Consider the following 13,056-nt stretch of genomic DNA (forward strand, 5'->3'; position numbering starts at 1 on the left):
TTTCCACCAAAGCGGTTTTCCTGCACAAAGCGCGGATGAACATTCAGACCAAAGCCCTGCTCGTCCATCTGCTGACCGCAACCGGAGCCGTCTTTGCCATGCTGGCGATGTTGGCCGCCGTGGACGAGAAATGGGGATTGATGTTCCTGTGGTTGGTGGTCGCCTTCATCGTGGACGGCATCGACGGCCCGTTGGCGCGCAGGTACCACGTCAAGGTCAATGCACCACAATATGACGGCGTGTTGATGGATTTGATCATCGACTATCTGACTTATGTGTTCATCCCGGCATATGCCCTGTTCAAATCTGGCCTGATGTATGGCTGGACCGGTTGGTTTGCGATTATTGTAATCACTTTCGCCAGCGTCGTTTACTTTGCTGACACGCGAATGAAGACCAAAGACAACAGCTTTTCTGGCTTTCCCGGCTGCTGGAACATGGTCATTCTAGTTCTCTTCGCGACTGAACCGAATTTCTGGGTTATGACCGCATTGGTCGCCGCCATTGCAGTCGCGATGTTCCTGCCCCTGAAGTTCATCCACCCCGTGCGGACCGAGCGCTGGCGCCCTGTCAGCCTTCCGATGGCCTTGGCGTGGACTGGCTTTGCAGGCTGGGCGGCTTGGGTCGATTTCCACCCGGAAAGCTGGGCGCATTGGGGTCTTGTTGTGACGTCGATCTATCTGCTGGGTGCGGGGATCGCACAGCAAATCATTCCAGAAAAGGCCTAAGCGCCTAAGCAATTCGCTGCTAGGCGTGCAACACGTCTCACTCTTCCCAGCGTTTCAGTGCTTCCTCATCATTCACCTTGGCATCCACCCAATCGGTGTCACCATCCTTGGTGAATTCTTTCTTCCAAAACGGCGCACGGGACTTCAGATAGTCCATCAGGAACTCGGCCGCTTCGAACGCCGCCACGCGGTGCGCCGAGGCTGTGGCAACCATCATGATCTGATCCCCGGGCCGCAACGGGCCGTGACGGTGGATCACAAGGCAATCCGCCAATGACCAACGCCGCGTCGCCTCGTCCACGATGGCCGCAATTGCCTTCTCTGTCATGCCTGGATAGTGCTCGATCTCCATCCGGTCCAGCGTGCCTGCTTCGTCCCGAACGACGCCGGTAAAGCTAACAACCGCACCCAGATCGCTGCGACCTTGTGCAAAACCGGAAAGCTCTGCCCCTTGGTCGAAACTGTCTGATTGAACACGGACGGTCATCTTATCCGCCTGTCATCGGCGGGAAGAACGCCACTTCACGTACGCCCTCAAGCGATGCATCGAAATCTGTAAGCTCTTGGTCCAAAGCAACCCGCAATGCCGACAGGTCTTCGAAAGCCGCAGCATAGCGCGGCTCTCGGGCACGCAGCTCGTCGACCAGCTCAGCCACCGTCGCGGCCGACGTCTCGACCTGCTCGCGTGGTTCTCCAATCCGTTCGCGGACCCAAGCGAAATACATCACGTCGATCATGCGTCATCCTCTTTCAAATGGGGCATCGCTTTGCGGAAATAATCCCAACCGGTGATCAGTGTTAGCAAGCCGGCAATCCAAAGCAGCCAAAGCCCGATCCGGCCCGACCAAATCGTCGCATGGAAATAACCGCGCAAGCCGTGGACGTCTTCAACCTCGCCCATCAGGATCTGCTCGACCATCGCATCATCCATGCCAAATGAACCCATTCCGAAATGGTGTTCGAAGATCCCGCGCGAGAACAAAACCGCGATGGCCACCATCTGCGCAGTCGTCTTCCACTTGGCCAGCTTGGTCACTTTCAGCGTGCCCGCTGTATCCCCCAGAAATTCGCGCAGACCCGAGACAAAAACCTCGCGGAACAGGATCACCGTGGCGGGCAACACCAACCAAGGGGTCCAATAGACATCCGAGTAGCCGACGATCACCATCAGCGCGATCACCACCATTGCCTTGTCAGCAATGGGATCCAACATCGCACCCAGCTTACTTTCCTGCTTCCATTTGCGCGCCAGATAGCCATCCAGCCAATCAGTCGCCGCGGCTGTCAGGAACAGGATCAGCGCAAGCCAATCCGCCAACGGGCGGGAAAAATAGAGGAACATGATCGCTACAGCCGGCGCTGCGATCAACCGCGACAGAGTCAGGATATTAGGCAAAGACCATTTCATAGGGTTTTCAATACCGTGTCAGGCCTTGTCATGGAAGAAGCCATAGATGGTTTCTGCAAGAGTTTCTGATATGCCGTCCACCGCCTTCAAATCTTCAAGTCCCGCACGGCTGACCGCCTTGGCTGATCCAAAGTGCTGTAAAAGCGCGCGTTTGCGGGTGGCGCCGACGCCCGGTACTTCGTCCAACGGGGTCGCGCCCTGCGCTTTGGCACGTTTCGCGCGGTGGGTGCCAATGGCAAAGCGGTGCGCTTCGTCGCGCAGACGCTGGATGAAATAGAGCACCGGATCATTGCGTTTCAGCGCGAAGGGGCGTTTGCCGCGCCGGTGGAACTCTTCCTTGCCGTGATCGCGGTCTACACCTTTGGCCACGCCGATCATTGGGATGTCAGTGACGCCCAACTCCTCCATAATCTCGTGTACCGCGCTGACCTGCCCGGCCCCGCCGTCGATCAAAAGCAGCCCCGGCCAGTGTTCGCCCTCGCGGTCGGGGTCTTCTTTCAACAGACGCTTGAAGCGACGCGTCAGAACCTCTTTCATCATGCCAAAATCATCGCCCGGCGTTAGATCATCGCCCTTGATGTTGAACTTGCGGTACTGGCTTTTCATGTAGCCCTCCGGCCCCGCCACGATCATCGCGCCGACAGCATGTGCACCTTGGATATGCGAGTTGTCGTAGACCTCGATCCTATGGGGCGGACCATCCAGACCAAATGCCTCGGCTATCCCATCCAGCAGCTTTGCCTGTGTCGCGGTTTCCGCCATCTTGCGACCCAAGCTTTCGCGTGCGTTGCGTTGGGCATTGGCGACCAGCTCGGATTTCTCGCCGCGTTGAGGGACTGTCAGCTCCACCTTACGACCCAGCTTTTCGGTCAGCGCTTCGGCCATCAGATCCTGCTCGTCCAACGGGTCCGACAGCAGGATCAAGCGCGGAGGTTCTTTCTGGTCATAGAACTGCCCGACGAAGGCCTGTAGCACCTCGCCCGGCCCTGCCCCCGCCCCGGTACGCGGATAGAAATCGCGGTTACCCCAGTTTTGATTGGCACGGATGAAGAAGACCTGCACACAGGCCTGACCGCCCTCCATATGCAGCGCGATCACATCCGCCTCGGCCACACCCTGTGGGTTGATGCCCTGACTTTGCTGAACCTGCGTAAGCGCGCGGATCCGGTCGCGCAACACGGCGGCTTTCTCGAACTCCATCGCTTCGGACGCGGCCTCCATATCTGCCGCCAAGCCTTCTTGCATCTTCGTCGTGCGCCCCGACAGAAAATCCACCGCATCCTGCACCAACGCGCCATAGCCCTCAGCATCTATCTTGCCCACACACGGCCCTGCACAACGTTTGATCTGATACTGCAAACAGGGCCGAGAGCGCGCGTCGAACGTGGCATCCGTGCAATTGCGCAGCAGGAACACTTTTTGAAGCTGGTTCAGCGTCCGGTTCACCGCATCCGCGCTGGCAAACGGGCCGAAATACTGGCCCTTCTCTTTGCGCGCACCACGGTGCTTCTTGATTTGTGGATACTCGTGACCCGTTAACAAAATGTTCGGAAAGCTTTTGTCGTCCCGCAGCAGCACGTTGAAATGCGGCTTCAATTGTTTGATTAAGTTCTGCTCAAGCAGCAGCGCCTCGGTCTCGGTCCGCGTGGTCAGAAACATCATCGAGGCCGTCTGGCTGATCATCCGCGCAATCCGCGCGCTATGCCCCGTCGGCTTAGCATAGTTCGACACGCGCTTTTTCAAGCTACGTGCCTTCCCGACATACAAGACCCGCCCCTTGGTATCGAGCATGCGATACACACCGGGCGAGTTGTCGAGGGTTTTCAGATAGAACTGGACCACCTCATGGCCGGTTGGAACCGGTGAGTTTTCCTGCTGAGGATCCTGCTTATCGCGCGTCATGGGGCATCTTTCTTGATTCTTTTTCCCGCTGCAATCTTATCGTTCCGGTTACAAGAGAAAACATGCCCACAGAAACTGTGGATAAGTCTGAGGACATGTTGCCCGCCCGGCGGATTTTCCGTTGTTTTCGGCCCCTTTCGTCGAACTGCCTATTTTTTAGGCAGCATTGCAACTCATTGTTTTCAAACAAAAGAAATATGTCTTTTCTGTAAACATGTGAAATCATTGCGAAAAACTAGGATCCAGGCATGAAACTGCTTCACAGGTGCACAACTTCCGCTAGGGCAGGCTAGAAATCCCCATCGAAAGGTTAGGATTAGCTGGGTTTTCCGATCACATCCGGCGTCTGCCAGCCAAGGTGTTGGCCACCATCAACAGCAATCATCTGCCCGGTTACAGCGCGCGCCGTGAGCAGATAGGACAAGGCCGCCGTGATGTCTTCCGGGTTCGGGCCGCGCTTCAAGATCGATCCCGAACGCTGCGCGTCGAAATGGTCCTGCGACTGGCGTGCCCCGATCATTGTAGACCCCGGAGCAATTCCGTTGACCCGCACCTGCGGAGCAAGTGCCTGAGCCGCTGTACGCGTCAACGTCCACAGCCCGTGTTTTGCTATGCTGTAGGTCATAAATTCCGGCGTCAGCTTCTGCACGCGCTGATCCAGCATGTTGACGACAAGAGCTTGCGCCAGTTGCTCGCCCTTATCGTCCGCAGTTGCCTCAGGGGCTTGCGCGGCGAATTCTTGCATCAGAAACAGGGGGGCACGCAGATTCGATGACATATGGCGATCCCAACTGTCACCGGACACAGTGTCGATACGGTCATATTCGAAGATCGACGCGTTATTCACCAACACAGACAACGGACCGCCCAAGGCCTCGGCGGCGCGTGGTACCAACGCCTGAACCTCGTCCAAATTCAGGAAATCCGCTTGAAGGGCAACAGCACTCTGTCCCTGCGCCTCGACGTCCTCGACGGTCTTCGCGGCACCTTCAGCCGAGCTGCTGTAGTGCACAGCAACATCAAAGCCATGGCGCGCAAGTTCGACGGCCATCGCGCGTCCAAGCCGCGCCCCTGCCCCGGTCACCAATGCGCGCTTCACCTGCATCATGCGTTCCCCAGAACGATCAATACATAGACGATATAAAGAGCCGCCAAAAGAATGCCCCAGACGCGGCCCATATGCCATTTCCAGAAGACGAAGGGTGCCAACAGCAACGACGCCCCCAGCATGACCCACAGGTCAAACTGCAGGATGCCCGGCTCGACCGGGATCGGCCCAACCAGCGATGCGATGCCGATAATGGCCAGTAGGTTGAACATGTTCGACCCGATCACGTTGCCCAAGGCCACTTCAGCCTGTTTGCGCAGGGCGGCCATAACCGTGGTTGCAAGCTCGGGCAACGAGGTCCCCAGCGCAACAAGCGTCAGGCCAATTACGGTCTCTGAGATGCCATAGTGGCGGGCGATACTGGTGGCGGAATCCACCAGAAGGTCAGCCCCCAGTGGCAAGCCGATCAAGCCCAACAACAGGAACATGATGACTTTCCACCAAGGCATGTCGGGATCCGCACCCTCGACATCCTCGTCTTCTTCACTTTCCTCTTCAAGCCCGGCCTTGACGGCACAGCGGTGACGCATCGCCTCTTTAAAGGCGGACCCAAGGATCAAAGCCAATGCGGCCAGCAATGCCAGCCCCTGAGGCCACGAAATCTCGCCACCAAAGGCGAGGACCATAAACAGAAGCGTGGCCCCCATCATCTGAAGATAGCTTTTCCGGCTGTCACAAGTTTTGGTGGACAGCCCGGCAAGCAACGCGGGCACACCCAGCACCAACAGGATGTTGGCCGTGTTCGATCCGACCACGTTCCCCATCGCCAGTCCGGGCACGCCCTCGGCAATCGACTGGATCGAAATCAGAAGCTCGGGCGCGGATGTGCCAAACGCCACGATGGTCAAAGACACGATCATCGCAGGCACACCAAGGCGCAGCGACATGTTCACGGCACCGCGCACAAGGCTGTCGCCCGCAAGCAAAAGGATCACCAGGCCAAGCGAGGCAAAAATCAGATCCAAGGCTCAGCCCTTTCCCTTGCAGTCACATGGGGATTTCCCCAGCTTATAGCGCCCGCAACGGGGGCATTTCATCGCTTCGATACGTTGTTGGCCGGGATAGCGCAACTTGCCAAACATGGCCAGCACAGCCATGGCAACCAAAAATAGGGCTACAATCTTAATGACCATTCAAAGACCAAAACGGGCGTATTCCGCGCGCTCCTCGATGCTCAGCAAAGTGTCCGAGACAAGACGCATCCCGAACCGTCCAAGCAACCCGCGGCGCGGGCCATAGACACGGAAACGTACCTTGTCGCCGTATTTGTCTTTCATGGTCGGCACTAGATGCCCAATCCCGTCGGCCAGCCCTTTTTCGATAGCGGCGCGACCCAACCAAATATCACCGGTAAACAGATCCTCGCCTTCGGGCAACTTGCCGGCGCGGCGGGATTCGACCTGCGTTTTAAAGGCTGCGTGAATGTCTTCTTGCAAGGCTTTCAGCCGCTTCACATCATCAGGCTTTTCAGGTTGGAACGGATCCATCATCGATTTCGATTTGCCTGCCGTGTGGACGCGACGCTCGACCCCGATCTTCTCCATCAATCCGGTCAGGCCGAACCCGGCCGAAATCACACCGATGGACCCAAGGATCGAGCTTTCATCCGCATAAATCTCGTCCGCTGCGGTCGCCAACCAATAGCCGCCCGAGGCAGCCACATCTTCGACGAACCCATAAACAGGGATTTCTTTCTCGGCGGCCAGACGGCGAATGCGCGCGGCGATTAAGCTGGATTGAACCGGGCTTCCGCCGGGCGAGTTGATTACCAAAGCCACTGCAGACGGCTTGCCTTTGCGAAAAGCGCGCTCAATGGCCGGGGCCATCGCGGCATCATTCAACTGTCCGCGTGTTCCAGTGGCAATCACACCCGACAAGCGTATCACGGCCACCGTGGGTGACTTCTTCACAAAAGGTAGATGTTCGATCATGGCTGTCATGTAGATGGCTCATTCACTTCAAACAAGGGTGACGCGATCACGCTTTTTCCCACCTGTGGCATCTCTGCGCGTCAACTGCGCAATTTATACCCCGAACGGAAGATCCAGCCGATGGTGAACAGACAGGCCGACATAAACAGAATGATCGCTGCAAAGGACCACCCCAGCGCTACATCCGCTTGCCCAAAGAACGCCCAGCGAAAGCCCGAGATCAGATAGACAACGGGGTTAAACAGCGTGATCGTTTGCCATACGGGAGGAAGCATCGAGATCGAATAGAAAGAGCCGCCAAGGAACACGAGCGGCGTGATCACCAGCATTGGCACCAGCTGCAGTTGTTCGAAATTGCCTGCCCAGATCCCGATAATAAAGCCCAGAAGGGCGAAACTGATACAGGTCAGAACCAAAAACAGCAGCATCCAGACCGGATGCGCGATGGTCAAATCGACGAAGAAATGCGCGGTCACAAGGATGATCAACCCGATCATGAACGCCTTTGTTGCCGCCGCCCCCACATAGCCGATCACAATCTCGAAGAACGAAATCGGGGCCGAGAGCAACTCATAAACCGTGCCGATGAACTTCGGAAAATAGATGCCGAATGACGCGTTCGACGTGCTCTGTGTCAACACGGTCAACATGATCAGGCCCGGCACGATGAACGCGCCATAGCTTACGCCCTCGACCTGATCGATGCGAGATCCGATGGCCGCGCCGAACACGATGAAATAAAGCGAGGTCGACAGCACGGGCGAGATGACCGACTGCACCAACGTGCGGAAGGTGCGCGCCATTTCGAAACGATAGATGGCCGCAATGGCATTCCAGTTCATGCCACGTCCTCCTTCACAAGGTCGACAAAGATGTCTTCAAGCGAGCTTTGGCGTGTCGACAGGTCAGCCAGATGCAGCCCCGCTTGGCGCAAGTCTGCCAGCAATCCTGTGATCCCAGTACTGCCCGCCTGCGCGTCATAAGAATAGATCAATCCACCTTCATCCGAGATGGTCAGCGGATAGTCCGCCAATGCTTCTGGCAGGGCATCAATCGGCGCGTCCAACTCGATCAAAAGTTCTTTCTGCCCAAGCCGTTTGATCAGCGCGTCTTTCTCTTCAATCAACAGGATTTCCCCGTTCGAGATCACACCAATCCGATCCGCCATCGCCTCGGCTTCTTCGATATAGTGGGTGGTCAGGATGACCGTCACACCAGCCTCTTTCAGCTGGCCAACGATCTCCCACATATCTTTGCGCAACTCGACGTCAACGCCCGCCGTGGGTTCATCCAGAAACAGAATTTTGGGGTCATGGCACAACGCCTTGGCGATCAGGACGCGCCGCTTCATCCCGCCCGACAGCGTCATGATCCGGTTGTCTTTCTTGTCGTGCAGGCTGAGGAGCTTCAGGATTTCCTCGATCCGCGCATCATCACGCGGCTTGCCAAACAGCCCGCGCGAAAAGCGAACCGAGTTCATGACCGTCTCGAACGGCTCTAGATTGATTTCCTGTGGCACCAACCCGATCAGGTTACGCGCCTCGCGGAAGTCTTTCATGTGATCGAAACCCGCGACGGTGATCGAACCTGAGGTGAGCGTCGAAATCCCACAAATAATTGATATTAGTGTTGTTTTCCCGGCTCCGTTCGGACCGAGAAGGGCAAGGATCTCGCCCTCGTCGATCTCAAGATCGACGCCTTTCAGCGCTTGGTGCCCGCCTTCATAGGTCTTGGTCACGCCGCTGACGTTCAGGATGGTTGCCATGTTGTCCCCCAGTGTCGCTGCCTGTTTGCCTTGTTTTTCCAGCAATGACCAGCAGGCCGAACTTTTCAGATAAGCAAACCTGCGGCACCTTCAAGGCGCAGCAGCTGAACTTTCGTCTCGACCCCACCTGCACCGGAGAACCCGACCAGTTTACCGCCCGCCCCCATCACCCGATGACAGGGGATAATGATCGGTATGGGGTTCGCACCACAGGCATTGCCGACGGCCTGAGCCGAATTGCCCGTCAGTTTCGCGATGTCGCCGTATGTCAGTGTTTCACCGAAGGGAATGGCAGACATGGCATCACAAACCGCGCGCTGAAAATCACTGCCATGAACCAAAGTCGGCAAGTCAAACTTGGTCAGTCGACCTTCGAAATACGCGGTGAGCTGAGATTGCGCTTCAGTCAGCACCGGCGTTTGCTCGCCTTCAGGTTCAGCATCCCAAACCAGCCGGACAATATAGCCGCCGTCTTCCACAACCCCCAAACGCCCAACCGGGCTATCCACCACCTCGATATTCATGCCCGCATGGTGCAAAAGAAAACGCCCCGGCACAATGGCCGGGGCGCTCCGTTTCTTGCTGTTTCGTGCCCGTTAGGACAGCGCTTCATCACACCGGCCACAGGTTCCTGCATGATCATGGCTGCCCACATCCGGCAGGATTTTCCAGCAGCGCTGGCATTTCTCGCCCGTGGCTTTTTCGAACACCACACCCACACCTTCGACTTCCGGCACGCGGAAGGCCTCGGCGGGCAGCGGGTCGTTGGTCAGCTGCACTTGGCTTGTGATGGACACATCCGCGAAGTTCACAGACTTCAACGTCGCCAGCACATCCTTGTCACGCACATGCACAACAGGTGCGGCTTCCAAAGACGCCCCGATCACTTTGTCACGACGCTGGATTTCCAGCGCGGCGGTGACGACTCGGCGAACCTGGCGGATGCCCGCCCATTTGGCGGCCAGCGGCTCGTCCAGCCAATCGGCAGGCGTGTCCGGGAAGTCGACCAGATGGACCGAGCTTTCGTCGCCCGGGAAGCGCTCCAGCCAGACGTCTTCCATGGTGAAGACCAGAACCGGGGCCAGCCAGGTGGTCAGACGGTGGAACAGGATGTCCAGAACCGTGCGCGCGGCGCGGCGGTTCAGGCTGTCGGCCCCATCGCAGTACAGCGCATCTTTGCGGATGTCGAAATAGAAGCTCGACAGGTCCACGGTCGCGAAGTTGAACACAGCCGAGAACACGCCTTGGAAGTCGAACTTGCGATAGCCGTCGCGGACGACGTGATCCAGTTCGGCCAGACGATGCAGCACCCAGCGCTCCAGCTCGGGCATGTCTGCCACGTCCACACGCTCGGCCTCGTCAAATTCATGCAGGTTGCCCAGCATGAAGCGCATCGTGTTGCGCAGGCGGCGATAGCTGTCAGCCACACCTTTCAGGATTTCCGGCCCGATCCGCTGATCAGCGGTGTAGTCTGACTGAGCCACCCAGAGACGCAGAATGTCTGCGCCATATTGCTTTACGACTGTCTCGGGCACGATGGTGTTGCCCAAGGACTTGGACATTTTCATGCCCTTTTCGTCCAGCGTAAAGCCGTGAGTTACGACGTTCTTGTAAGGCGCGCGACCCTTGGTGCCACAGGCTTGCAGAAGCGACGAATGGAACCACCCGCGGTGCTGGTCGGTGCCCTCCATATAGACGTCCGCAATACCGTCCGGCGTACCGTCTTCGCGATCACGCAGCACGAACGAGTGGGTGGACCCGCTATCAAACCACACGTCGAGCACGTCGAAGACTTGCTCCCATTCATCGGCATTGTGCTCGTTGCCCAAGAAACGCTCTTTTGCACCGTCAGCATACCACGCATCCGCGCCTTCAGCCTCGAACGCTTCAGCGATGCGAGCATTCACGGCGGGATCGCGCAGAAGGAAGCCTTCGTCGGTCGGCAGAAGACCTTTCTTGGTAAAGCAGGTCAGCGGAACACCCCAAGCCCGTTGACGCGACAGCACCCAATCCGGGCGCGCCTCGATCATCGAATAGAGGCGGTTACGACCGGTCTGCGGCCACCACTGCACCAGTTGGTCGATCGAGTTCAGCGCACGTTCACGGATGGTCTTGCCCATCTCGTCCTGCCCATCGCCCACTTCACGATCCACCGAAGCGAACCACTGCGGCGTGTTGCGGAACACAATCGGCGCTTTCGAGCGCCATGAGTGCGGATAGGAGTGCGTCACGCGGCCACGCGCGATGATGCCGCCGGCCTCGACCAGCTTGGCGATCACGGCGTTGTTGGCTTTACCTTCCTTGCCCTTGCGGTCAAAGACCTGAAGGCCCGCGAAGAACGGCACGTGCGGCAGGAACTCCGATTCCTCGCCCACGTTGTGGGTCATCCGGTCGATCCAATTGCGCGCAACAAAGGCTTCATAGTCGTCGGCACCGTGGCTGGGCGCGGTGTGCACGAAACCCGTGCCCGCATCATCCGTCACGTGATCGCCGTCGATCATTGGAACGTCATAGTCCCAGAACCCGTCCGCTCCGTCGGCACCGTTGAACGGGTGCTTACAGATCAGCCCGGCCATCTCGTCCGCGGCCACGTCCCGCACGCGGGTAAACTCGGTCACGCGGGATTTGCCCAGCGCGTCCTCGGCCAGAGCGTCGGCGAAGATGTAAAGCTGACCGGCAGCGGTCCAGCTTTCTTCCTCGGTCGCATCAACACGGTAGAGGCCATAGGCAATCTTGTCGTTATACGCGACAGCCTTGTTCGACGGGATCGTCCAAGGAGTCGTCGTCCAAATCACAACACGCGCCTCGGCCAGATCACCTTCGGCATTCGCGAAGCTGAACGGCACCCAGATGGTGTGCGACTTGTGGTCGTGATACTCGATCTCGGCCTCGGCCAGCGCGGTTTTCTCAACCGGCGACCACATCACGGGCTTCGATCCCTGATACAGCGTGCCGTTCATCAGGAACTTCATGAATTCCTCGGCGATCACGCGTTCGGCGTGGAAATCCATCGTCAGATACGGGTTTTCCCACTTGCCGGTGATGCCCAGACGTTTGAATTCGTCACGCTGGATGTCGATCCAACCCTCGGCGAACTTGCGGCATTCCTGACGGAAGTCGACCACGTCCACGTCGTCCTTGTTCTTGCCCTTCTTGCGGTACTGTTCCTCGATCTTCCATTCGATGGGCAGACCGTGGCAATCCCAGCCTGGAACATAGCGTGCATCATGGCCCATCATCTGGTGCGAGCGCACGATCATGTCCTTGATGGTCTTGTTCAGCGCGTGACCGATATGCAGGTGCCCGTTCGCATAGGGGGGGCCGTCATGCAGGATGAACGGCTCGCGATCACCAGCGGTCTCACGCAGGCGGTCATAGACGCCGATTTTTTCCCACCGGGCCAGCCATTCGGGCTCGCGCTTGGGAAGGCCAGCGCGCATCGGGAAATCGGTTACGGGAAGGGTCAGCGTATCTTTATATTCGGGTGTATCGGCACACATGTGTCCGGTCCTTTTCAGGATAAGTCGTCAATGTCGAAGAAAGGGCGGCGCGTCGTTCCATGCGCCTTGTCCCGGCGGCTCGTCTGGATCAGAGCGCCGGGCATATAATTCGAATAATGATCGCTTTGGCGTGCATCATGGGCGCGTTATAGGCGCGTGGGGGCGTGGCGTAAAGCCATGAAGGCTGGGCAGGCTGCGCTGAATTGTCCACGCGCGCGGGCTTGGCTCTGCAGCTTGAACCGACTAATTTACTCGGGAAAGAGGTTTCCATGTCCCACACACCCAACCCGCTGCAACTTTTCGATATCTCGCCCGACCAGATCGACGCGGTTCTGGCGCGGTTTTATGCGCGCATTCGAGTTCACCCCCAGCTTGGACCGATCTTCAACGGGCATGTCGGGACGACGGACGCGGAATGGGACACACATATCGCCCTGATCACCCGTTTCTGGCGCGGCGCAATCCTGCGCGAACCCGGCTATGACGGCAGCCCGATGCGTGCCCACATGCAAGCAGGCAACGTGCGGCCCGAGCATTTCGACCCGTGGATTGCTCTGTTTGAGGAGGTCGCGACAGACACCCTGCCCGCCGACACTGCCCGCTCGTGGATCGCGTTGGTACATCGGATCGGGCGCGGGTTGCGCATGGGGGTCGAGGATATGACGCGGCCAGCGAGTGTGGTGCCGAGTTTGGGGTAAGGCTCTGCAAACAAGA

Annotated in this window: 13 protein-coding genes; 2 read left to right on the top strand and 11 right to left on the bottom strand. The window is 58.0% G+C overall.

All coding sequences use genetic code 11. The features are described 5' to 3' along the window. The first annotated feature begins 35 nt into the window (after window positions 1–35). Window positions 36–728 carry a CDP-alcohol phosphatidyltransferase family protein gene (locus tag ACP15F_RS10995; protein WP_424940833.1) on the top strand — a complete coding sequence of 231 codons (693 nt, stop codon included), beginning with the start codon at window positions 36–38 and terminating at the stop codon, window positions 726–728. A 37-nt stretch (window positions 729–765) separates the two neighbouring features. On the opposite strand, the gene ACP15F_RS11000 is transcribed toward ACP15F_RS10995, so the two are convergent. From ACP15F_RS11000 to ileS, 11 genes are all read right to left on the bottom strand, one after another. Beyond that, the gene (locus tag ACP15F_RS11000; protein WP_424940834.1) at window positions 766–1,215 is read right to left on the bottom strand and encodes a molybdenum cofactor biosynthesis protein MoaE; all 450 of its coding nucleotides are present in this window, start codon (window positions 1,213–1,215) and stop codon (window positions 766–768) included. 1 nt (window position 1,216) lies between these two features. Then, complete coding sequence (gene moaD, locus ACP15F_RS11005; RefSeq protein ID WP_424940835.1) at window positions 1,217–1,465, bottom strand: molybdopterin converting factor subunit 1; 249 nt, start codon at window positions 1,463–1,465, stop codon at window positions 1,217–1,219. Then, complete coding sequence (pgsA, locus tag ACP15F_RS11010) at window positions 1,462–2,136, bottom strand: CDP-diacylglycerol--glycerol-3-phosphate 3-phosphatidyltransferase (RefSeq protein ID WP_424940836.1); 675 nt, start codon at window positions 2,134–2,136, stop codon at window positions 1,462–1,464. The genes moaD and pgsA overlap by 4 nt, the downstream gene beginning before the upstream one ends. 18 nt (window positions 2,137–2,154) lie before the next feature. Continuing rightward, window positions 2,155–4,038, bottom strand: a complete 1,884-nt coding sequence (gene uvrC, locus ACP15F_RS11015) for an excinuclease ABC subunit UvrC (RefSeq protein ID WP_424940837.1) — start codon at window positions 4,036–4,038, stop codon at window positions 2,155–2,157. A gap of 316 nt (window positions 4,039–4,354) precedes the next feature. Continuing rightward, window positions 4,355–5,146, bottom strand: coding sequence for an SDR family oxidoreductase (locus ACP15F_RS11020; RefSeq protein ID WP_424940838.1), 792 nt, complete (start codon window positions 5,144–5,146; stop codon window positions 4,355–4,357). Next, complete coding sequence (locus ACP15F_RS11025) at window positions 5,143–6,111, bottom strand: calcium/sodium antiporter (protein ID WP_424940839.1); 969 nt, start codon at window positions 6,109–6,111, stop codon at window positions 5,143–5,145. Before ACP15F_RS11025 ends, ACP15F_RS11020 begins: the two co-directional genes overlap by 4 nt. A 168-nt stretch (window positions 6,112–6,279) precedes the next feature. After that, a complete protein-coding gene (locus ACP15F_RS11030; RefSeq protein WP_424940971.1) occupies window positions 6,280–7,077 on the bottom strand; it encodes a S49 family peptidase in 798 nt (265 codons plus the stop codon). An 80-nt stretch (window positions 7,078–7,157) separates the two neighbouring features. Then, the gene (locus ACP15F_RS11035) at window positions 7,158–7,919 is read right to left on the bottom strand and encodes an ABC transporter permease (RefSeq protein ID WP_424940840.1); all 762 of its coding nucleotides are present in this window, start codon (window positions 7,917–7,919) and stop codon (window positions 7,158–7,160) included. Further along, window positions 7,916–8,842, bottom strand: a complete 927-nt coding sequence (locus ACP15F_RS11040; protein ID WP_424940841.1) for an ABC transporter ATP-binding protein — start codon at window positions 8,840–8,842, stop codon at window positions 7,916–7,918. Before ACP15F_RS11040 ends, ACP15F_RS11035 begins: the two co-directional genes overlap by 4 nt. 65 nt (window positions 8,843–8,907) lie before the next feature. After that, on the bottom strand, window positions 8,908–9,366 hold the full coding sequence (locus ACP15F_RS11045) for a methylated-DNA--[protein]-cysteine S-methyltransferase (protein ID WP_424940972.1): 459 nt from the start codon (window positions 9,364–9,366) through the stop codon (window positions 8,908–8,910). Between the two features lie 72 nt (window positions 9,367–9,438). Then, entirely contained in the window at window positions 9,439–12,342 is a 2,904-nt protein-coding gene (gene ileS, locus ACP15F_RS11050) for an isoleucine--tRNA ligase (RefSeq protein ID WP_424940842.1), read from the bottom strand. Between the two features lie 269 nt (window positions 12,343–12,611). Here ileS and ACP15F_RS11055 point away from each other — a divergent pair, with 269 nt between their 5' ends. After that, entirely contained in the window at window positions 12,612–13,040 is a 429-nt protein-coding gene (locus ACP15F_RS11055) for a group III truncated hemoglobin (RefSeq protein WP_424940843.1), read from the top strand. Window positions 13,041–13,056: the final 16 nt, after the last annotated feature.

The organism is Aliiroseovarius sp. S253 (assembly GCF_049800855.1).
In the GTDB taxonomy this organism is placed as follows: Bacteria; Pseudomonadota; Alphaproteobacteria; order Rhodobacterales; family Rhodobacteraceae; genus Aliiroseovarius.